Source organism: Thalassotalea sediminis, from assembly GCF_030295915.1.
Classification (GTDB): domain Bacteria; phylum Pseudomonadota; class Gammaproteobacteria; order Enterobacterales; family Alteromonadaceae; genus Thalassotalea_C; species Thalassotalea_C sediminis.
In genome coordinates this window covers 1,201,082-1,221,084 of sequence record NZ_AP027361.1, presented here as the reverse complement: position 1 = coordinate 1,221,084, position 20,003 = coordinate 1,201,082, and the positions used below count along the sequence as shown (strand labels likewise).

Here is a 20,003-nt window from a genome sequence, read left to right as displayed (position 1 = left end):
ATTATGTTTTTTTCTTTCGAGCCAACTTTTTATCAACCTTAGCCATCAAGTGGTTGATTTCAACTTTGCGAGATTCATCTGCTAACGGTCTAAATTGACGCTTTGGCGCAGCTAATGCTTTCATTAAAAAAGATTTCGCTTTTTCATATTTTCTTTCTTCGTACCAGAATTCACCGATAAAGTAATTGGCATCTATACCATTAGGGTTTATCTTAACTGCCTTTTCTAACAACTCTTTCGCTTTATCATCATCACCAAAGCTAATCGGCCACCCCGGTACTTTATAGTATAGCGTGCCTAAACTTGTATAAGCAGAACCTTGTAAGGCTTTATCATCAATTGCTAATGCTTTTTCAAAAGATGCTTTAGCTGCTTTCGCTAAACTTAGTGCCCCTAACCCGCCTTTTGCACCGGCAAAACTCGATTGAGAAATACCCAACCATACTAAGGGTTCTGCTCTGTTAGGAAACGCTACATTAAACGCTTTAGCACTTGCTATTAAGGCTTTAAATCCTTGTTCTTGTTCATCGTCACTCAATTGGTAGTTTACTTTAGCCCATTGGTGTTGAATATCTAATAAAGTATCGTCAAACGAACTTTGGGCTGCAACCGTTTTTGTAAAAAAAACGAGTAATAATAATATATTAAAGATAGTTTTCATCACTATGCTCCTGTATTTTCAATGGCAAAACGGTTAACGATTTTCAGTTTCTTTTTCAACGCACTGTCAACAACTTCAGGCAAAATACCGTTGATGCGCGCAAACAATTTTTCGGGCCAACCCAACACTTGTCGTGTCTTTCCTGTATTAAGAAATGCTATCAACTCTTGCGCGACAAATTCAGGCGTATCAACATGATTACCAAGGGCTACATTCATTGCATTAACCACATCATTGTTTATTTTTGTCGAGGTAGTTCTAGGTGCAAAATAACCAACTTGTACCTGATCATTTGCCAGTTCTCTAGCTAATGTTTCACTAAAACCTCTTAAGCCAAATTTACTCGCGCAATAACTACTAAAGCCGGGAAATCCAATATGACCAAATACAGAACCAATATTGATTATTTTTCCTTGGTTTCGTGTTATTTGAGGTAGAAGGACTTTACTCAGTTGCATTGGCACTAATAAATTCATATTAATCACTTGCTTCATGGACTCATTTGATATCTGTGCGCATAAACCAAACTGTGTACAACCTGCATTGTTAATCAACCAATCAATATCGTGCCGTTTTGCTAATTCAGTGCATAACGTTGAAAGGTCGTTTTCTTCTAACAAGTCAGCAACAAGTAACTGATGTTTTTTGCCAACTAAATTCGCCTTTAACTGCTCAAGTTTTTCAATATTTCTACCTTGTAATATGAGATTAATACCTTGTTTATCGAGTGCTTTCGCAATCTCAACACCAATACCACCAGTGGCGCCTGTTAATAAACACGTTGTTTCTGTATTCATGCGACCTCCTGAGTAATATTCACAGTATCGTCTTTCGTAGATATGGCATAAAAAATGTCACCGTACAGTTTAAAAAACATTTTTGCTGCATCAATAACCACTTGTTGTTCACCTGCATCATCTATACGATCCATTAACCCTTCAAAAAACTTCACATGTTCAATATCTAAAGAACCATGCGAACGCAGATAACTAAACGCTTTATTAGGTAAAGATAACTTATCCTGGATCACATCAGCAGCTTTATCAGCAAGCGAAATACTTGTTCCCTCAAGTACATGTACCATACCGAAGAACCCTAACGGGTTGACGCGATTAACCAAGTCATACGCATAAGCAACCATTAATTCAGTTGCATGACTCGGCTTTCCTGCGCGCACTTCTTCTTTATCGCCCCCACAATGTTCAATATCATTTAAAATCCATTCTTGGTGACCAAGCTCTTCTTCTATATATTCTGCAACAGCCTCTCTTAACCATTCCTTTTGTTCCGGCAATCTAGCACCAACATTCATTAATAATGGTACGGTATGCTTAACGTGATGATATGCTTGTGTCAGAAAATCTACATAATCTTGAACAGATATCTCTGCTTGAAAACAACGCTGTATAATAGGCGCTTGCAATAAGTATTCTCTTTCTTCAGTCGTTTCTTCGATAAGTCGTTGATAAAGTTTCATATGCACCTCTTAATACTATTGATTGATAACTGAGTTTTGTGAGCAATTTGTATGATGAAGATTTGAAAGTTCATCAATATCCGTGTCATCACATAAATAAATGTCATTAAGTGTTTGTTGCGCATAATGCTCAATTGCTTCGCGCTTCGGTCTGCCATTAGCGGTAAAATATGTTGATGACGTTAATAATTGGGATGGAAGTGAAATTATATTGTTAATTTTGGCGTATTCAGGAAGTCGCTGATTTACCGTTACTAACTGCCTTTGAATATTTTCATCAGAAAGCAAATCAGAAATAGGAACAACAAGTCCAACGCAGTATGGTTTTGCGTCACCAACAACCATTACAAAACGAAACAAACCAGTAGCCATGAGCTCAGATTCAAGCCACTCTGGCGAAATATTTCGTCCAAAAGAATTAACTAAGGTATTTTTTTTACGTCCAAGGTATATTAACCCTGAAGCCGTTTCTTTAGCTAAATCTTCCGTATCTACTTCTGTTGGATACCAAGAATCGGGTTGATTTACATAACCTAAAAAATTATTCCCTTGCACATGTAACGTGCCATTTTTTATTGCAATCTTCACATGATTTAGAGCATTACCGATAGAATCGCCTTGTTCTTCTTGCATGTTAAGGGTTACCACTGAACCACATTCTGATAACCCATATCCTTGATAAGCGGGTAAACCTAATTGTCTAGCTTGTGCCAATGTTTGCGCTGAAACTTTACTGCCGCCTACGGCAACAAAGGATAAACGCTCAGGTACTTGCCACCCTCGGCTAATCGAGCCAATCAAATACTGCAGTAGTTCAGGAACGAGAATTATGCTTGTTGGATTCGTTGCTGATAGTGCGGCCAATAACTGCTTGCCATCAACCAACTGACAGCCATTAAACCCTCTTAGAGACTCATTCAGTAACGTAACACTATTTCCTTTGATAAGCGCCGCATATACGCCAGCTACATTTTCAAGTAATAAAGACAAAGGTAGAATACACAGATGACTACCGGCAACGATTTTGATTGTATTAGCAAGCTCAACGGCTACATTTAGTTGGTTTTGCTTACTTAAGCAAACACCTTTTGGATTACCTGTAGTGCCAGAAGTAAACGTAATCTTCTGGGTGCCTATTGGCACCTCTACTGCTTTTTTAACGTTACGTCTAAAACCTTTCAATTGCGTCAGTGGCGTATTTTCAACGGCTACTAAAGATAAAAAACGCTTTGCGATAATGAACTCAGGTTGAACTTGTTCGATCACATGTTGTTGTTGTTCAGCAGAAAAAAATGTGGGTAATGGGATCACCGTTATCTCTAATGCCATACAGGCAAGATCTGTAACCACCCAATCAACAGTGTTATCATCAATCAATAATACTCGCCTGATCTGTAAAGTATTTAACCATTTACAACAAGCTTCCACTCTTTCAATTAACTGACCAAAAGAAAGCGTTGTAACACCATCACTAATGGCTATTTTGCTAGGGTCATGTGCTTGTAAATACGTTAACATTGCTAGCTCCTATAAGTTAATACGTAATTGATTACTAAGCTTGGCAATATCTTGCGATAATTTTCTAAACATGCCGTGATAATGAGAAGTAGTAGAAACGACGTTCATAACATTATGTAAATCGACAACAATCACTTCTGGAGAGGTTTGATAATAACTTCCCCAATGTTCTGCACTATCAACTAATTTGGCTTTATTCGCCTTGCAAATACTCTCTAAATTTATTCCTGTTTTTGTTAACATGTGTCTAACTTGCGCTGTCGCTGAAAAAACCATGTATTTTTTTTCACACATAAATAATGCAACAGCAGTAACGAGCAAAAGTTGAGCAGTGAGTGCTTTATTGGAGCTATGCAGATTACCTATTTCAATAACGTCCTGTTTTGCTGTTGCCGGATGGAAATAGCTCATTAACTCACGTGTTCGAGGTAAATATTGTTCAATAAACAATGTGGAAGTCGCACTTCTTAATCCTAATACTGCTTTTTGATCTAACATTGTTAGTTGCAGCAACATCGGCAAAAAGTGATTAATATCTGCGTTATAAGCAGCCTTAAAGCCATTGGCAACAAAAGCTTCGGTATCTTTTCTTTTAGCATGATTTTTATCATACAAATCAAATGTGATAGCTCGAGCCTGTTTCTTCACTGGCACATTTTTACCGTTCGTCTGCATCGTCTCTTGTACTAACATTTGAAAGCCTCACTTCTTTAGGGTTGAGATCACTATAAAAAGTGAAACTTAAGAAAACCTTAAGATTGATCAGTTTTTATCGTGATTTCTCTGCAGCCTTGATATGAAGTGTTAAACTGTAAGAGAGCTAACACAAATGTTTATGCAATACACTGAACAACAATCGACTTTCGTCACTTCGACGATAAGGCAGGTACCATGACACTTAACGCCCACGGCATGACAATTGGTTTAGAACGCACTGGTGATGAATTTTTTATCTCTTTAAAGCCAACTGGCAAACTTACCCATGAAGACTACCAAGCGGTGATCCCCATCATAGAATCAGCACTAGAAAAGGTAATATCACCTAAAGTAGACGTTTTTGTTGATGCTTCAGCTTTTCAAGGATGGGAACTCAGAGCAGCATGGGACGATTTTGTTTTTGGTTTAAAATACAATAACGAATTTAGAAAAGTGGCCATATATGGTCATAAAGACTGGCTAGAAACTATCTCGAAAATTGGCAACTGGTTTGTTAAAGGCGAAGTAAAGCATTTTGATGATGCGATAAAGGCGCTCGAATGGCTAGCTGAGGTATAGCTAGCCAACAATGTAAAGCTGCTTAACGCTTACCATTGATAATTTTTACGGCCTGAAAACGCGTGAGATAAAGTATTACCATCAACAAACTCTAATTCTCCACCAACAGGCACACCATGAGCAATACGTGAAATCCCTACTTGATACTTTTTCGCTAGTTCAGCAACATAATGTGCCGTAGCTTCGCCTTCGACAGTTGGGTTTGTTGCCAAAATGAGTTCACTATAATTTTGTGTTGCCAATTGCGTTTCTAACACATCGAGTTGTAGATCTTCTGGGCCAATACCATCAAGTGGAGACAAGTGTCCCATTAATATAAAATACACGCCTTGATACTCACCCGTTTGTTCGATAGCAATAACATCAGCAGGTGACTCAACTACGCACAATTGACCATTACTTTGACGCTTGGCACTCGCACAAATATCGCATAACGCTTGCTCAGTAAAATTTCTACACTTAGGGCAATGGGCAACATCTTCCATTGCTACTTGTAGGGCGCCCGCTAGTTTTTTGCCACCAACTCGATTACGTTCAAGAAGTTGAAACGCCATGCGTTGTGCAGATTTAGCACCCACACCAGGTAAACACTTTAATGAATCAATTAATTCTTGAACAAGTGGACTAAATTTCATAACGTCTAAAATAAGGTAAAATTTTCGCTAGTCTACCCTATCCACGATGAAAAATTAAAACCTTATCTAATATTTTTATCGGTAAGTGTTTCCGTGTAACATGGTATTCATCCATTACTTGAAGGCTATCTAACATTAGATCGATATCGTATTTGAAATATCAACAACGATCACCTTTATTACGTAACAATGATTGAACATGCTGATACAGTTCAGCATTCATGCTTGTTATTTAACGCTAATTTAATAATACAAACCGTGAGTGCCATTCATGTTACAAAACGTTATTCTAACACTTACCTTACTTATTCTGACCGCATTTATATTGAAAAAGTGGTTAACGTTACCCAGAAATATCTTCCTGTTATTTATTATTCAACCGTTAGTGATGGCATCTTCACCCGTGATTGTCTTTATTGGTGGTATTTTATCTTCCAAGTTAACCAACGATAAATCGTTAGCGACATTGCCGGTAACCTTAATGATACTTGGCGTTGCAACGGCAGCAATTCCCGCCGCAATACTTGCAAAAAATGTTGGCCGAAAGGCTGCAACACAATTTGGTTTTTCTTTAGGCATAACGGGCTGTGTTTTAGCAATGTTCGCAACACAAATAGCTAGCTTTAGTCTATTTTGCTTAGCCGCGTTATCATTAGGCTTTTGCGCGGCATTTGTACAGCAATTACGATTTGCAGCAATAGAAAGTACTAAAAATCAAGAAGATGTACCTACTATGTTGTCAGTATTGATGCTTAGTGGCATATTCTCTGCTTTTTTAGGGCCTGAAATAGCTGTAGCAGCCAAAGACTGGATCCCTTCTCCACATGGCTATACCGGCTCTTTTGCATTTATTGCAATATTATTACTAGTGGCCTTAGCCATCTTTAGTCAATTTAGTGCACCTCATATTAAACAAAATCAAGACAAAGCCAGTGGACGCTCACTGAGCGTCATCGCAAAACAACCCATTTTTATGATCGCAATGCTCAGTGCTGCAATAGGTTTTGCTTTAATGAGTTATTTGATGACCGCAACACCAATCAGTATGCATCATATGCAAGGCCATTCTCTTTCAGAAACCAAATGGGTTATCCAAACACATATTGCTGCTATGTTCGTTCCTTCACTTATTACCGGTTGGTTAGTGAAAAGAATAGGTTTAAAACACTTACTTTTTATTGGTACATGTTTATATGCTATTGTCGCAATGATTGCATTTTCAGGCGTTGCCGTTATTCACTATTGGTGGGCATTATTATTATTAGGGATTGGTTGGAACTTTCTCTTTTTAACCGGCACGTCTTTACTTCCCCAGTGTTATCACGATGATGAAAAACACAAAGTACAAGCGTTAAATGATTTCGTAATATTTGGCTGTCAAGCGAGTGCTTCACTTCTCGCTGGTATCGTATTATTTAAGTTTGGCTGGGTTGGCGTTGTAACCTCTAGCCTGCCATTTATTGCTATTTTGTTACTGTTAAGTGTCAGCTTTTACCGCCATAAAACACTTTAAAGTTTAAAGGCCTTGTGAGTATGCACTAACAAGGCCTTATAACTAGGCTCCCTGTGGCAAACTAAAAGTTGCTCCTTCGTTATCGAAAGCATCAACAAAAGCTTTATGTTGAGTTACATCAGCAACTAATCTCTTTACATTATCACCAACAGGAATTGTTAATTGAGGAAAATAATTACCCCAGTTAACATAGATCGCCAAAAGATAGTCCATAACCGTCACATTATTACCTGTAATGTAAGGTTGATGTGCCAATCGGCTATCAATAATTTTCCAAAGTTCTGCGACACTATCACCAAGTTGTTGTAAATAAATTGTCTTTTCTTCACTATCAGCCATTACAAAAGCGGTAGTAAACAATTTACTGTAAGCTGGGTGTAATGTGGCATAGTTAAACATTAACCATTGATTAAACGTTGTTTTTTCTTGTTCATTCGAGAAGGTAACTTGATGTTTATCAAGTAAGTACAATATTATCGCTGCACCTTCAGTTAACACAAGGTCTCCATCTAATAATGCCGGCACTTGATTTGTAGGTACTTTTTGCTGGTAATTAGGCACCTCATCTCGGTGAATTACTTCAGCTTTAATGCCCAAGATATTTAATAAAACATGAATACCTGTTGAACAGGTTCCAGGTAAAGTTACGAGTTTATACATAGTTCTTTCCTATTAGCGTAAAATTAACGTTGTTGTTTGCGGCGAAGTTCATGTACTGGCAAACCTGAAATCCCCCAATTTTCTAGTGGTACTTCTTCAATGACAACAAATGTAGTTGCGGGATCTTTATTCAATACGTCTGATAACATCTCAGTAGTTTGTGCAATCAAGCGTTGTTTTTGTGAGCTTGTTACCCCTTCATCGGTAACTTGTATTTTTACATAAGGCATTGTTTTTCCTCAGTTGTGCAACATTATTTAAATGGTGTTAGTTGATAGTGGAATACCTTGCTAATGATCTGCCATTTATTATCAAGGTAAATAAAGCTTAAAAAATCAGTGAAATACTTCGGTGCAATAACACATTGAACCTTGGCTAAAGCGGTATAATTGCCAATAACATCAATAGTGAGTACGCGGTCTTGCCTTACTTGCCCTTTACTTGAAGGAGCTTGCCGATTTTCTACATTCTCGAAATAGGCAGGCATTGATAAATGAATTAACTCACCGTCGGTAGTACTGGTATAGCGAGCATTTGGGTGAAACACCTGCATTAATAACGAGACATCTGCGTGATATAACCCGTCAAAGTACTTGTCAATTTGTTGTCTAATAGCACTGATATGATCCACTTGTTTAACTCCTATCTCAGTAATAGGCGTAGTTTACAAAACATCAGACTACTGATAAATTCACAATAAACACACATTGGATTTGCAAATATGCACAACTGGGATGACTTTAGATATTTTGGAGCCGTTGCTGAAACTGGAAGTTATTCACAAGCGGCTATTTCGCTGGGGGTAAACCACTCAACTGTATCGAGAAGAATACAAGCAATGGAAGCTGCACATGGTGTTAGGCTATTTGAACGTACCCAATATGGCTATCAACTCACAGAAGCTGGCGCATCTATATTTGAAATTGTTCAGCAATTACAAGATAAAACACATCAAGCTGCCCGGATATTACTCGGGCAAGACGCAAGATTGGAGGGCACGATTAACTTAACAATGCCAAATGACATGTTTATGTTTTTAATGGCTGCCCCCCTTAAAACGTTTTCGGATCAACACCCAGCAATTACCCTTAACTTACTGGTCAGTAAAGGGTTGCGAAATATGGCAAATAGAGAAGCCGATATAGCAGTGCGTGTAACAGCAACTCCGCCCGATTATCTTATTGGTACTAAAATCACACATATTCAACATGGTCTTTATCAACGTGCAGATTTAATTGAACGTGACTATACGCCGGTAATAGTATGGGGTAGTGAAGCAAACATGCCCGCTTGGGCAACACATTATTTTAAAAATCCAAAGATAATAATGCGCGTAGATGATTTATATGCAATGCATCAAGCCGTTAGAGCTGGATTTGGCATAGCAAGAATGCCATGTTTCATGCCTGATATTGTGCAAGATGAAATGGTGATAAGATTACCTATTGACGTTCCACTGTCAGATTTTGCCGTTTGGGTTTTACATCATCAAGATTTACGAAAGTCGGCAAAAATTAATCAATGTCGACGTTATATCAAAGAAGTGTTATCAACCAAAAAAGGCGTATTCTCGGGGCAGTATTCGCGTTTTCAATAAGCTAGCATTAGTGTAGCGTAAAACGCGTGTGTACCATTAAAAACCGCATTTAACCTTTACTTTTCTTTCGCCAACGAATAAGTTCTTTCTGATCAGCTGGCGCATCTAAACCTTGTGCAATAAGCTCTTTTGCTTGCTCTGCAAGGAGTTGTTCAGCCTTATCTTCGATTTTCGCTAACATTTGATAAAATGCAGATTTTTCTTCTTCCGTTAATACACTTTCGAGCTGTTTACTGCGCTGGTCCATTGCAGCAGTCACGTGTTTGTATATCGTAAGCCCTTGCTCATTAAGCACGAGGTTCTTAACATTTTTCTTGTATTGATCAGGTTGTGACTCTACTAGCCCTAACGAAAGTAACTTTTTAACAGCACGAGAAACCGTGTAAGAGTCAAGACGTGATTGATAAGCGATATCTGCAGACTTAATTGGCATATAAGAGCCAATATTAAGCAAAACTCGCATTTCACGCGGATCCAAATCAGAGAGATTACGAATTTTCCAATCTCTATTTAAAGCCAATAAATTACTGACGACTGCGATTTGGAATGGCAAATGCTCGGTTAAGTCGAGTGGTTCCTTGTGCTCAGTAGTAAGTTGAAACGCTAAGCGACGTGCTGTTGAATTAATAACGCTACCCTCTTCAATTTCTCGCCTAAAACTATATGTTTTTATCATTGTGTAAAAGCTATTAGGCTACTTACATGACTTGTACTCATCAATGCCTTAACCTAAGGAACAGCTTGCCCATTTCTCGCTTCCAATAATCGATACCAATCTTCACGTGTATATGCAAGTGAAAATGCTACTTTTGCGGCTTCAATACGTTCAGCCGTGGTAGTGCCGATAATCGGAAAAATATTGGCGGGATGCTTTAATAACCAAGCTAATATCACTTGCCATGGCTGACATTGGTAATTCTCAGCCTGTTGATTTAGCTCATTTTCAATGCGTTGCTCATCGCTAATGGTAAAAGTATTTCCCCACGCTGAATAAGCGACGCCACCAAGAGGACACCAAGCAATTGGCGCAATCTGATGCTGTTGGCACTGATCTAATGTGCCATTAAGCAAGGTATCAATGTTATGAATATTAATTTCAACCTGGTTCGCCACGAGCGGCATTGACATAACTGAACGCAGCATTTCAACTTGCGAAGGTAGAAAGTTACTGACACCAAAATGCTTTACTTTTCCAGAAGCTTTCAATAGTGCAAAGGTTTCTGCGACTTCATGCACATCCATTAAAAAATCAGGACGATGTAACAAAAAGAGATCTAAATAATCGACATTTAATCGCGATAATGAACCTTCAACAGCATTTAAAATATACTTCTTACTAAAATCGTAACGCGTTGGTGCATAGTCATTTTCTTGCCGAGGACGAATTCCCGCTTTAGAGGTAATAATTAATTTATCGCGTAATGATGGCGTTGACTTCATCATTTCACCAAACAAAGACTCACTTTCTCCACCGCCATAAATATCAGCATGATCAAAATGATTATATCCGGCATCAAGAGCTGCTTGTATCGCTCTTTTTCCTTTATTACGTGCATCGATTGAGTTATCGCCGCAAATACGCATACAACCATATATTAATCGAGAAGAAGTATAAGGCGTTTGTGGTAAATGTAAGGTTTTCATAAGAATTAATTGAACACTGGTATTTTTATAATACTGACAATATAACACGAAGCAGGAAAAAATTAAGCTTGTCAGTCAACAATTGTACAGGCTATGCTAACAATAATCTTCATAATGCTAACAAAAAATGTATTTAACAAATTTGGCGTCAGCTTTGCCTAGTGCTAGACCTGCTTTTTTATTACTCGCGCCTATCTGTGTAACGCTAGCCATTGCTATTGTTTACAGAGAAACGCAACAACTTGATGCGCTTACAGTATTGCTGGCACTAATAGGTTCTGTTACCGCAGCAATCGCCGTTAATACAATTAATGAATTTCAGGATTTTGAAAGTGGCTTAGACTTAACAACTAAGCGTACGCCTTTCAGTGGTGGTAGTGGGTTACTTACGCATAATTCAAATTTGCTAAATGCTGTAAAGCTACTGGCTGCCTTGTCGTTAGTCATTACTTGCGCGATTGGTATTTACTTTACTGTTACGCAAGGCTTAGCTATTTTGCCAATAGGTCTACTTGGCTTAATACTTGTTATTACCTATACAAATTGGATTAATCGTCATCCGATACTATGTTATCTCGCGCCTGGTTTAGGCTTTGGCTACTTTATGACGCTAGGTACTATTATTGTTCTTAACCATTCGATCACCCTTGCACATTTGCTCTTACTACTTATTCCCTGCTTATTAATAAGCAATTTATTATTAGTTAACCAACTGCCTGATATAGAACAAGACAAACGTGTAGGACGTAATCACTGGGCAATCAAGTTTGGTATTGATAACGCCGCCAATTTATACCTAGTGAGCGCACTGATCACAATAAGTGTCTTAGTAAGTTTAGTGATATTCGAATATTTGCCTTTAACCTCTGCTATCGCTGTTCTACCTCTTTGCGCAACATTTTGGGTTTTTTGTGCAATAAAAAGTCAACGCCATGCTATTGGTGACAAACCAGGCGCAATGGCGATAAATGTCGTTTTAACATTAGCAACCCCAATAATCTTATCTTTAAGCTTATTGCTGACGTAATATTTCACTTAAATTTATTATAATTTTTACCTATTTAGCTGCACAAACTATAGATAGACTGCTATATTAGCGCCAGTAATTTTTCCTTATCAAGGTTTACCTGTGACACATTTTGTTTGGAACGTCGACCCCGTCTTACTCTCACTTGGACCCATTACAATTCATTGGTATGGCGCCTTATTTGCCAGTGCAATTTTTGCTGGCCTGTACTACATGAAGTGGATTTTCACCCTTGAAAAACGCGACGTAGCATTATTAGATAACTTATTAATGTACGTTGTGCTTGGCATTATTATTGGTGCTAGGCTCGGCCATTGTTTTTTTTATGATCCCAGTTTCTACCTTGCTAACCCATTAAAAATATTTGCTATTTGGGAAGGCGGACTAGCAAGTCATGGTGGCGGTTTAGGTGCAATACTCGGTACATGGTTATTTTGTAAAAATAACCATATTCAAACATTATGGTTACTGGATAGGTTAGCCATTGCTACTGCTGTTTTTGGCATTTTTGTTCGTTTAGCAAATTTTGTAAACTCTGAAATATTAGGACATCAAAGCGACGTACCATGGGCCATTGTATTTGAGCGTGTAGATGCTATTGCAAGACACCCAGCTCAATTATACGAAGCCATCGCTTACCTTTTGATCGCAATCACACTTACCATGCTATATCGAAAAACACGTATAAAAGATCGCACTGGTGCCATACTCGGCCTATTTCTGGTACTCACATTTAGTGCGCGCTTTATTATCGAATTTTTTAAGCAGCAACAAGCTTCATATGCACTTGAGTCAGCATTAAATACAGGACAAATGCTAAGTATCCCTTTCTTCTTCGTGGGAATATTTTTATTAATTCGTGCTAAACACAGTGCGCAATCAAATGGTGAAAAGTAATTCGTTATGGCGAAAAAATACTACGTAATTTGGAAAGGGGCTAAAACAGGTATTTTTGATAACTGGCCACAGGTACAACAACTTACTTCTGGCAGACCTGATGCCCAATACATGGGTTTCACTACCAAAGCAGATGCAGAAAAAGCGTATCAAGATACATATACTAAAGCACTTGCTAAACGCGCATTAACACAAACAAAGCCGAGTACTAAAAAAGCAACTAAACCAAGTGCAAATGCACACGGTGTTGACGCTGATATACAAATATACAGTGATGGTGCATGTTCGCCAAACCCGGGTCAAGCAGGGACAGGTATTGCGGTTTATCATAAAGGTGGGCTTCAAGCACTCTGGTACGGTTTATATGAAGATCAAGGTACAAATAATAGTGCAGAGCTTTTAGGGCTATTAGAGTCTTTTAAACTCGCTCAGCAATTTATACATATTGATAAAAATCAAACAATTGAAATATTAAGCGACTCTCGTTATTCGATTGACTGTATTACTAAATGGGCTGCTGGTTGGCAACGTAAAGGTTGGAAAAAAGCTGATGGGCAACCCATTAAAAACCCTGAAATAATAAAAAGCTGTTTTGAACTTTATCAGCAACTAAAACAACACCTTACCGTAAGCCATGTTAAAGGGCACGCCAATATTGAAGGCAATGAGCTCGCAGATCGCATGGCGGTTTACGCCCGTATGTCACAACAAAAAAGCTTCGTTAAATTTGATAAAACACTCGATGTTGGCGTAATACTCGCTATGCCTTCTGGTTAAAAAAAGCCCGGTATACGGGCTTTTTTATAAGCTTTACGCTATTTCTTTTGCAAATACCCTTGCCTTTTCTAGGTCTTCAGGCGTATCTACCCCTTCAACAGGTAGGCGGCTTTGTGCAACCGCAACATGAATTTTCTCACCATGCCAAAGTACGCGTAATTGTTCTAATGATTCAACTTGCTCAAGTTCACTCGCCGGCCAGCTAATATATTCATTAATAAAACTCGCGCGATAAGCGTAAATACCAATATGACGCAAATAAAATTCACCAATCGCGCTTTTATCATTGGCAGCCAAAAAACGCTCCCTATCATAAGGGATTGTCGCTCGACTGAAATATAAGGCATAGCCATCTTTGTCGGTGAGTACTTTAACCGCATTAGGATTAAATGCTTCTTCAACATCGGTAATATGAACAGCAAGTGTTGCCATTTTTGCCTTTTGCTGATTGGCAAGATTAGTAGCAACTTGTGCGATATTTTCAGGGGGGATAAAAGGCTCATCCCCTTGTACATTAACAATAACTTGTTGCGGTGAAAATTGATATTTTTCTACAACTTCTGCTAGTCTTTCAGTACCAGATTGATGATCAGCACGCGTTAAGCATACTTCACCACCAAAGCGTTCAACTTCTGTTGCGACTTGTTTGTTATCGGTTGCAACAATAACCTTATCAGCACCGCTTTTAACTGCTTTTTCAACAACCCATTGAATCATTGGCTTACCGTCGATATCAGCTAGCACTTTGCCAGGTAATCGCGTAGATTCATATCTCGCAGGAATAACAACAACAAATGACATAACTCTCTCCGAACTAATTGCGCTCTTCTTCGCTAAGGCGACGTGCTTCACTTTCTAATAACACAGGAATATCTTTATTAATCGCATACGCAAGTTTGTCAAAATTACACCACAGTTCTTGCAGATCTTTTTTATAATGAAGTTTCCCTTTACATACAGGGCAGGCAAGAATTTCCATTAATTTAATATCAAAAGCCATAATAATTCTCTTTATTTTTTTATAGACGGGTTAACTCTCATTAACAACGCGTTGATCATGCTTGAAGTAGACGATTCATCGAACGTCGCGTCTACCGGTAAATACCACCAATGTGCTTGTGAAAATGCCTGACACTTTACGGCGTCTTTTTCTGTCATAAGCAATGGTATATTGTTATCGAAATTTCTAAAATCAGCTAGTTGAAAATCATGGTGATCAACAAATGCTTGCTGATGTGTTATTGAAAAGCCCAATGATGACACGGTAGAAAAAAAACGCTCTGGTGAGCCTATCCCTGCGCACACATTGACTTGAGGCCATTTAGCACGAAATTTTTCAATGCTTAAAGACTCACCAGTTATTAGGTTTACTAACTTACTCGCCACTAATTGCATCGTATATTGCGGTGTTGCGCCTGATGACAATTGTCGACTATCACCATTAAGAATAACTTGGTCAACATTGGCTAAACGCGTGCTTACCTCCCTCAGAGGACCTGCAGGTAACAGCAAACCATTACCAAATAATCGTTTACCATCAACAACGATAAGTTCAAAGTCTCGTGCCATTTTGTAATGCTGTAAGCCATCATCACTTATAATAATATCAACCGCCATTGCTTTTAATTTAGCAATTGAAGCATTTCGATCACTTCCCACGACTATCGGTATTTGAGAACGTTTAAACAACATCATAGGCTCGTCACCAACCATACTAGCATTGCAAGTATCATCAACGATAAAAGGGTAATAAGGCGCTTTACCACCATACCCTCGACTAATAACACCAACCTTGATATTACGCGCTTTTAGTTGCTCGATAAGCCATAACACAACTGGGGTTTTACCGTTTCCACCTACGCCAATATTCCCCACAACAACAACTGGTACGTCATGATGAGTTTGTTTTAAAACGCCTAGACGATAACAAAGCCGTCTGACGAACGTTATCAACCAAAACAATCCGGAGAATGGCAGTAGTAGAGGCACTAATACATAACGTGCGGGGTGTTGATGAAACCAAACTTTTTCAATTAAGCGCATAAACTAATGTTTATCCAAACTGAAACTTATGAAGCTGTGCATAGGCGCCGTCAGCAGTTAATAAAGATTGATGGTCGCCTTGTTCGATAATTTTACCTTGCTCCATGACGATAATATTATCGGCATTTTCAATTGTTGATAAGCGATGGGCGATAACAATAGACGTTCGATTCTCTTGCAAGGCGCTTAACGCATCTTGAATATGCCGTTCCGATTCGGTATCTAACGCACTTGTAGCTTCATCTAACACAAGAAATGGTGCATCACATAATAATGCACGTGCAATTGCTACACGTTGTCTTTGTCCACCAGAGAGCAATGCACCATTATCACCGATATTAGTATCTAAACCTTGTGGTAATTTCTCTGCAAATTCAAGAACATGTGCTTTACGTGCTGCTTCTTTAATTTCTTCAGTTGTCGCATCTGGTCGTCCATAGGAAATATTATTCGCTAAGCTATCATTAAACAACACGACATGCTGAGATACATAAGCAAACTGCTTTCTTAGATCACCAAGTTTATAGTCCGTAACATTTTTACCATCAATTAATACCTGCCCTCGCGTTGCTTGATAAAATCTTAACAACAAAGAACTGGCGGTAGACTTTCCACTACCAGAGCGCCCTACAAGAGCAACAGTCTCTCCTGGATTAACCTTAAAATTCACATCTGTCAGGGCAAACTTTTCATCTCCTGGGTACAAAAAGTCAACATGTTTAAAGCACAATTCACCGTTAGATCTTTCTAAGTTAATCGTCCCTGTATCTTTTTCTAACTCTTCATCAAGCAAGGTAAAAATACTGCCAGAGGCTGCCATCCCCTTTTGAAACTCACTATTCACAGTCGTTAGTAGTTTTAAGGGCCTTAGTAACATCGTCATGTAGGTTACCACCCCCATAAATACCCCTGCAGAAATATTATCTACCACGCCATCAAGTGTCGCTACGTATAAAACAAACGCTAATGCAAATGATGCGATAATTTGAATAAATGGTACGCTTGCAGACTTCGTCGCCACCATTTTCATACGTTGCTGACGATTATTTTTGTTTATTTCTGCAAAACGCTCACTTTCACGCGCTTTACCATCAAAAGTCAACACTACTTTATGGCCATTAAATGTTTGCTCTGCGGTACGAGTGACCTCGCCCATTGCATCCTGAATATTTTTACTCACTTTGCGAAAACGTTTCGACACGTAGGTCACAATGATGGCAATAATTGGTGTGATAACGAGAAAAATTGCCGACAATTGCCAGCTCTGCCAAAACATTAATACCAACAAACCAATAACAAGCCCGCCCTGCTGTACAATCGTTAATAACGATTTGCTAGTTGCTTGTAATACTTGTTCAGTATCGAAAGTTAATTTAGAAATTAAGGTCCCCGTTGATGTTTTATCGTGATAGGCAACGGGCATTGCCATAATGTGAACAAACATTGCTTGCCGTAAATCAGCAACCACGTTATTACCGACCCAAGCTAAACAGTAATTACTGAGAAAATGACAAATACCTCGTATAACAAAGCACACTATTACAAATAGTGGTGCCCACTTCATAAACTCAGGATTCTTACCTGTTAACCCTTCATCAATCAAGGTTGGCAGTTTTGAAAGAAAATAGACATCTATACTCGCATAACCAAGCATACATATTATTGAGAATATACCTGCAGCTTTATATTGCTTGGTATACCCCATTAAGCGTTTAAAATTTTGCCAAACATTTTCGGAGACATTGGCTGACGATTCAATTTCTGTCGACGTCGACATTCACTACTCTTTCAATCTAGTTACATCGTTCGCTATTCTAGCTTGTTATCTACAGCCAACCAAGTTTTGATTTAACGAGGGGCCTATCTTTTAGTACTTTAGGTAAAAATAATAGTCGGTTAAAAACAAAAACAGTGTTACACCTTAGTTAATTCGCGAACCAGTACGGCCAATGGTGTTGTCTAAATGTTTCAATATCATAGCCTTGTGGCGAGATCGCAACAGAAATAAGTCCTTGTTCTGCTGTAGAGTAAACATTAATACGCCGTTGCAAATAGCGTTTTGTTACCACATTGTTTGGCATATTCCATTGATTTAGAAAACCTGCGCTAAAGACTACATTTTCCGGTGATACGGCATCAATAAATGTTGATGATGACGACGTTTTTGAACCATGATGAGGTGCAACTAAAATTGTAGAATTTAACCCACTAATATCTTTATTCACTAGCATTTTTTCAGTGCGCGTAGAAATATCCCCAGTAAGTAAAACACTTGTATTACCGTCTGACACTTTGACAACACATGAATCATCATTGCTTTCTGCTTTCAATGCATAGGGGTGTAAAAAAGTTAGCTTAAGATGTGCCAACCATTCGACTTGACCACGTAAACATCGACGGTTCCCTTGCTTTTGGTTAAATATTAACTGCTTAACATTGACCGCGCTTAACAATTTCTCAAGCCCACCCGCATGATCATTATCATCATGACTAATTATCAATAAATCGATATCTGCTATGCCGTGATAACGTAAATAAGGTAATAACACTACCTCTGTCATTGAAAAGCCGCTCGGATAAGTCGCCCCTGTATCATATATAATCGTATGTTGTGCGCTACGTATAACAATCGACAGCCCTTGCCCTACATCTAACACATCAACATACCAATTTGCATTATCTAACGATTTATAACGCGAAAAACTAAGTGCAAGAACACCAAGCATACCAATGCCAAACATGACTAACGCAATTGTTTTTCGATTAACGTAAAGTAACATCGCAATACACATTACTATAATGCAGGTGAGGCTTAGCCATGCGATTTGACTTACTTCTACCGTTGCCCAAGTTTGCTCGCTTATGATCGTTAACCAAAGCCACAACAAATGCAGGCTCGATTGAGCAAGTGTAATCACGTAGATCGCGACTGTCTCGTTGATAATACTGACAACAACAGACAGTAATGTCAGCGGCACGCAAACCAAACTAACCCAAGGCACAGCAATAAGGTTAGCGAGTATAGCGACTAACGATACTTGATGTTGAATAGCCATCGTTAGTGGCAAAATGGCCAAGATTAAAAAGCTTTGAAACCAAAATGCTTGAACGACAGAGTTTCTTGTTTTAACACCTAAAGACTGTTGATGAGTAACTTTGTTGCGCCCAAAACGCCATAAGTAAAATAAAATCGTCGTAACAGCTGCCACTGATAACCAAAAGCTACCTGAAAGTAGGCTAAAAGGTGAGTACATGATGATTAAAAAGACCGTTATCAGCATTAGCCGTGTTAGCGTGACTTTTCCCCCTAACAACTTGACGCTCCAAAGAATAATCAGCATCGTTGCTGCCCGCAATGTGGGTTGAGAGAAACCTGCGATATAAGCATAAAAAGTGACGATTGCAATGGTAAGTACTGTAATGGCAGTTGTTTGTGAATTAATCGTTAAACGATTTAAAAACGAATGAGTATGCAATGAGCGCATAGTTAATACATTAAGTATTAACTTACTTAATGCGAAACTTAACATCGCGACTACACCAAGGTGTAAACCAGAAATTGCAATCAAATGCTGTGTTGCCGTTGCATTGAGTACCTGCCATTGCTGATCAGAGATATTGTGTTTTATTCCAAATGTTAATGCCTGTAATAACGCGTTTTGAGGGTCGGGTTTAGTTAAACGTTGATAGTGATTAAACAGGTATTGTCTTAATGAAGGTTTACTGAATATAGGAGGAAATGCTTTAACAACATAACCTGTTGCATGTATGTTTTGTTGTCTTAGCCAAGTTTGATAATGAAAGCCACCGCTATTAGCAAGTCCGTATGCAGGCTTTAATTTTATGTTTAGTCGCCACTCTTGTCCCTGTAATAATTGATAATTGCCTTTTTTCCAACGTAACCTGACCTTTATCGGTTGTACTAACTGTTTACCTGACAACGTTTTAATTAAAAAGTTAAAACGTTGAATATTGTCTTTATCTTGCACAATGGTTAGTACTTCACCTACAGTTATCAAGGGCGATTTATGTAACGATTGAAGAGCAATACCGTTGTTTTTCCATATACTTTCATAACTCGCCCCCTGATAAATAACCCAAGCCATCCCCAGAAAAACGAGCCCGATTCTTTTATCTGCAAAAATAATGCAAATAAACAGACTTAAAACAGTAAACAAAACCACATAAAATATACTTGGCACTATCGGCAAAAAAAGTGACAATAGCGCCCCAGCAATAAATGAAAGTAACCACCGATCCATAGTGATTTAATTCCTTA

22 protein-coding genes are annotated in these 20,003 nt (G+C 38.5%); 6 read left to right on the top strand and 16 right to left on the bottom strand.

Going from position 1 to position 20,003, the window contains the following annotated elements:
- Position 1: 1 nt before the first annotated feature.
- From QUE09_RS05530 to QUE09_RS05510, 5 genes are read right to left on the bottom strand one after another with little or no spacing between them, the layout of a single operon-like run.
- Positions 2-661 (bottom strand): tetratricopeptide repeat protein, encoded by a 660-nt coding sequence (locus QUE09_RS05530; protein ID WP_286235206.1) that lies wholly within the window; start codon positions 659-661, stop codon positions 2-4.
- A gap of 2 nt (positions 662-663) precedes the next feature.
- On the bottom strand, positions 664-1,458 hold the full coding sequence (locus QUE09_RS05525) for an SDR family oxidoreductase (RefSeq protein WP_286235205.1): 795 nt from the start codon (positions 1,456-1,458) through the stop codon (positions 664-666).
- A complete protein-coding gene (locus QUE09_RS05520; RefSeq protein WP_286235204.1) occupies positions 1,455-2,138 on the bottom strand; it encodes an iron-containing redox enzyme family protein in 684 nt (227 codons plus the stop codon). The genes QUE09_RS05525 and QUE09_RS05520 overlap by 4 nt, the downstream gene beginning before the upstream one ends.
- A gap of 15 nt (positions 2,139-2,153) precedes the next feature.
- Positions 2,154-3,656: an AMP-binding protein gene (locus QUE09_RS05515; RefSeq protein WP_286235203.1), complete on the bottom strand. Its 1,503-nt coding sequence runs from the start codon at positions 3,654-3,656 to the stop codon at positions 2,154-2,156.
- 9 nt (positions 3,657-3,665) lie between these two features.
- Positions 3,666-4,349, bottom strand: coding sequence for a thermostable hemolysin (locus tag QUE09_RS05510; protein WP_286235202.1), 684 nt, complete (start codon positions 4,347-4,349; stop codon positions 3,666-3,668).
- Between the two features lie 198 nt (positions 4,350-4,547).
- On the opposite strand from QUE09_RS05510, the gene QUE09_RS05505 reads away from it, so the two are divergent.
- Positions 4,548-4,931 carry a SpoIIAA family protein gene (locus tag QUE09_RS05505; RefSeq protein WP_286235201.1) on the top strand — a complete coding sequence of 128 codons (384 nt, stop codon included), beginning with the start codon at positions 4,548-4,550 and terminating at the stop codon, positions 4,929-4,931.
- Between the two features lie 29 nt (positions 4,932-4,960).
- Here the strand turns inward: QUE09_RS05505 and recR are convergent, their stop codons facing one another.
- Positions 4,961-5,566 carry a recombination mediator RecR gene (gene recR / locus QUE09_RS05500; protein WP_286235200.1) on the bottom strand — a complete coding sequence of 202 codons (606 nt, stop codon included), beginning with the start codon at positions 5,564-5,566 and terminating at the stop codon, positions 4,961-4,963.
- Positions 5,567-5,837: 271 nt separating this feature from the next.
- On the opposite strand from recR, the gene QUE09_RS05495 reads away from it, so the two are divergent.
- Positions 5,838-7,079, top strand: a complete 1,242-nt coding sequence (locus QUE09_RS05495) for an MFS transporter (protein ID WP_286235199.1) — start codon at positions 5,838-5,840, stop codon at positions 7,077-7,079.
- A gap of 42 nt (positions 7,080-7,121) precedes the next feature.
- Here the strand turns inward: QUE09_RS05495 and QUE09_RS05490 are convergent, their stop codons facing one another.
- From QUE09_RS05490 to QUE09_RS05480, 3 genes are read right to left on the bottom strand one after another with little or no spacing between them, the layout of a single operon-like run.
- On the bottom strand, positions 7,122-7,739 hold the full coding sequence (locus QUE09_RS05490) for a glutathione S-transferase family protein (protein ID WP_286235198.1): 618 nt from the start codon (positions 7,737-7,739) through the stop codon (positions 7,122-7,124).
- Between the two features lie 23 nt (positions 7,740-7,762).
- Positions 7,763-7,969 carry a tautomerase family protein gene (locus QUE09_RS05485; protein ID WP_286235197.1) on the bottom strand — a complete coding sequence of 69 codons (207 nt, stop codon included), beginning with the start codon at positions 7,967-7,969 and terminating at the stop codon, positions 7,763-7,765.
- A gap of 23 nt (positions 7,970-7,992) precedes the next feature.
- A complete protein-coding gene (locus tag QUE09_RS05480) occupies positions 7,993-8,370 on the bottom strand; it encodes a nuclear transport factor 2 family protein (RefSeq protein WP_286235196.1) in 378 nt (125 codons plus the stop codon).
- Positions 8,371-8,460: 90 nt separating this feature from the next.
- Here QUE09_RS05480 and QUE09_RS05475 point away from each other — a divergent pair, with 90 nt between their 5' ends.
- Positions 8,461-9,336: a LysR family transcriptional regulator gene (locus tag QUE09_RS05475; RefSeq protein ID WP_286235195.1), complete on the top strand. Its 876-nt coding sequence runs from the start codon at positions 8,461-8,463 to the stop codon at positions 9,334-9,336.
- 49 nt (positions 9,337-9,385) lie between these two features.
- Here QUE09_RS05475 and QUE09_RS05470 read toward each other — a convergent pair whose 3' ends face one another.
- Together QUE09_RS05470 and QUE09_RS05465 are read right to left on the bottom strand one after the other, a co-directional pair.
- On the bottom strand, positions 9,386-10,012 hold the full coding sequence (locus tag QUE09_RS05470; RefSeq protein WP_286235194.1) for a MarR family winged helix-turn-helix transcriptional regulator: 627 nt from the start codon (positions 10,010-10,012) through the stop codon (positions 9,386-9,388).
- Positions 10,013-10,065: 53 nt separating this feature from the next.
- Positions 10,066-10,980 (bottom strand): aldo/keto reductase, encoded by a 915-nt coding sequence (locus QUE09_RS05465; RefSeq protein ID WP_286235193.1) that lies wholly within the window; start codon positions 10,978-10,980, stop codon positions 10,066-10,068.
- 127 nt (positions 10,981-11,107) lie between these two features.
- On the opposite strand from QUE09_RS05465, the gene QUE09_RS05460 reads away from it, so the two are divergent.
- The 3 genes from QUE09_RS05460 (at position 11,108) to QUE09_RS05450 (ending at position 13,681) form a co-directional block, all read left to right on the top strand.
- Positions 11,108-12,007, top strand: a complete 900-nt coding sequence (locus QUE09_RS05460) for a prenyltransferase (RefSeq protein WP_286235192.1) — start codon at positions 11,108-11,110, stop codon at positions 12,005-12,007.
- A 102-nt stretch (positions 12,008-12,109) separates the two neighbouring features.
- Positions 12,110-12,904 carry a prolipoprotein diacylglyceryl transferase gene (gene lgt / locus QUE09_RS05455; protein ID WP_286235191.1) on the top strand — a complete coding sequence of 265 codons (795 nt, stop codon included), beginning with the start codon at positions 12,110-12,112 and terminating at the stop codon, positions 12,902-12,904.
- A 6-nt stretch (positions 12,905-12,910) separates the two neighbouring features.
- The gene (locus QUE09_RS05450) at positions 12,911-13,681 is read left to right on the top strand and encodes a ribonuclease H family protein (protein WP_286235190.1); all 771 of its coding nucleotides are present in this window, start codon (positions 12,911-12,913) and stop codon (positions 13,679-13,681) included.
- A 33-nt stretch (positions 13,682-13,714) separates the two neighbouring features.
- On the opposite strand, the gene kdsB is transcribed toward QUE09_RS05450, so the two are convergent.
- From kdsB to QUE09_RS05425, 5 genes are all read right to left on the bottom strand, one after another.
- Entirely contained in the window at positions 13,715-14,482 is a 768-nt protein-coding gene (kdsB, locus tag QUE09_RS05445) for a 3-deoxy-manno-octulosonate cytidylyltransferase (RefSeq protein ID WP_286235189.1), read from the bottom strand.
- Positions 14,483-14,495: 13 nt separating this feature from the next.
- On the bottom strand, positions 14,496-14,681 hold the full coding sequence (locus QUE09_RS05440) for a Trm112 family protein (protein ID WP_286235188.1): 186 nt from the start codon (positions 14,679-14,681) through the stop codon (positions 14,496-14,498).
- A gap of 11 nt (positions 14,682-14,692) precedes the next feature.
- Positions 14,693-15,724 carry a tetraacyldisaccharide 4'-kinase gene (gene lpxK / locus QUE09_RS05435; protein WP_286235187.1) on the bottom strand — a complete coding sequence of 344 codons (1,032 nt, stop codon included), beginning with the start codon at positions 15,722-15,724 and terminating at the stop codon, positions 14,693-14,695.
- Positions 15,725-15,734: 10 nt separating this feature from the next.
- On the bottom strand, positions 15,735-17,501 hold the full coding sequence (msbA, locus tag QUE09_RS05430; RefSeq protein ID WP_286235186.1) for a lipid A export permease/ATP-binding protein MsbA: 1,767 nt from the start codon (positions 17,499-17,501) through the stop codon (positions 15,735-15,737).
- A gap of 148 nt (positions 17,502-17,649) precedes the next feature.
- Positions 17,650-19,986: a DNA internalization-related competence protein ComEC/Rec2 gene (locus tag QUE09_RS05425; protein WP_286235185.1), complete on the bottom strand. Its 2,337-nt coding sequence runs from the start codon at positions 19,984-19,986 to the stop codon at positions 17,650-17,652.
- Between the last annotated feature and the right edge of the window lie 17 nt (positions 19,987-20,003).

Excerpts from the sequence above, each read along its gene's own strand:
- QUE09_RS05530 (WP_286235206.1), bottom strand. The coding sequence starts at position 661 with ATGAAAACTATCTTTAATATATTATTATTACTCGTTTTTTTTACAAAA.
- QUE09_RS05525 (WP_286235205.1), bottom strand. The coding sequence starts at position 1,458 with ATGAATACAGAAACAACGTGTTTATTAACAGGCGCCACTGGTGGTATT.
- QUE09_RS05520 (WP_286235204.1), bottom strand. The coding sequence starts at position 2,138 with ATGAAACTTTATCAACGACTTATCGAAGAAACGACTGAAGAAAGAGAA.
- QUE09_RS05515 (WP_286235203.1), bottom strand. The coding sequence starts at position 3,656 with ATGTTAACGTATTTACAAGCACATGACCCTAGCAAAATAGCCATTAGT.
- QUE09_RS05510 (WP_286235202.1), bottom strand. The coding sequence starts at position 4,349 with ATGTTAGTACAAGAGACGATGCAGACGAACGGTAAAAATGTGCCAGTG.
- QUE09_RS05505 (WP_286235201.1), top strand. The coding sequence starts at position 4,548 with ATGACACTTAACGCCCACGGCATGACAATTGGTTTAGAACGCACTGGT.
- recR (WP_286235200.1), bottom strand. The coding sequence starts at position 5,566 with ATGAAATTTAGTCCACTTGTTCAAGAATTAATTGATTCATTAAAGTGT.
- QUE09_RS05495 (WP_286235199.1), top strand. The coding sequence starts at position 5,838 with ATGTTACAAAACGTTATTCTAACACTTACCTTACTTATTCTGACCGCA.
- QUE09_RS05490 (WP_286235198.1), bottom strand. The coding sequence starts at position 7,739 with ATGTATAAACTCGTAACTTTACCTGGAACCTGTTCAACAGGTATTCAT.
- QUE09_RS05485 (WP_286235197.1), bottom strand. The coding sequence starts at position 7,969 with ATGCCTTATGTAAAAATACAAGTTACCGATGAAGGGGTAACAAGCTCA.
- QUE09_RS05475 (WP_286235195.1), top strand. The coding sequence starts at position 8,461 with ATGCACAACTGGGATGACTTTAGATATTTTGGAGCCGTTGCTGAAACT.
- QUE09_RS05470 (WP_286235194.1), bottom strand. The coding sequence starts at position 10,012 with ATGATAAAAACATATAGTTTTAGGCGAGAAATTGAAGAGGGTAGCGTT.
- QUE09_RS05465 (WP_286235193.1), bottom strand. The coding sequence starts at position 10,980 with ATGAAAACCTTACATTTACCACAAACGCCTTATACTTCTTCTCGATTA.
- QUE09_RS05460 (WP_286235192.1), top strand. The coding sequence starts at position 11,108 with ATGTATTTAACAAATTTGGCGTCAGCTTTGCCTAGTGCTAGACCTGCT.
- QUE09_RS05450 (WP_286235190.1), top strand. The coding sequence starts at position 12,911 with ATGGCGAAAAAATACTACGTAATTTGGAAAGGGGCTAAAACAGGTATT.
- kdsB (WP_286235189.1), bottom strand. The coding sequence starts at position 14,482 with ATGTCATTTGTTGTTGTTATTCCTGCGAGATATGAATCTACGCGATTA.
- QUE09_RS05440 (WP_286235188.1), bottom strand. The coding sequence starts at position 14,681 with ATGGCTTTTGATATTAAATTAATGGAAATTCTTGCCTGCCCTGTATGT.
- lpxK (WP_286235187.1), bottom strand. The coding sequence starts at position 15,724 with ATGCGCTTAATTGAAAAAGTTTGGTTTCATCAACACCCCGCACGTTAT.
- msbA (WP_286235186.1), bottom strand. The coding sequence starts at position 17,501 with ATGTCGACGTCGACAGAAATTGAATCGTCAGCCAATGTCTCCGAAAAT.
- QUE09_RS05425 (WP_286235185.1), bottom strand. The coding sequence starts at position 19,986 with ATGGATCGGTGGTTACTTTCATTTATTGCTGGGGCGCTATTGTCACTT.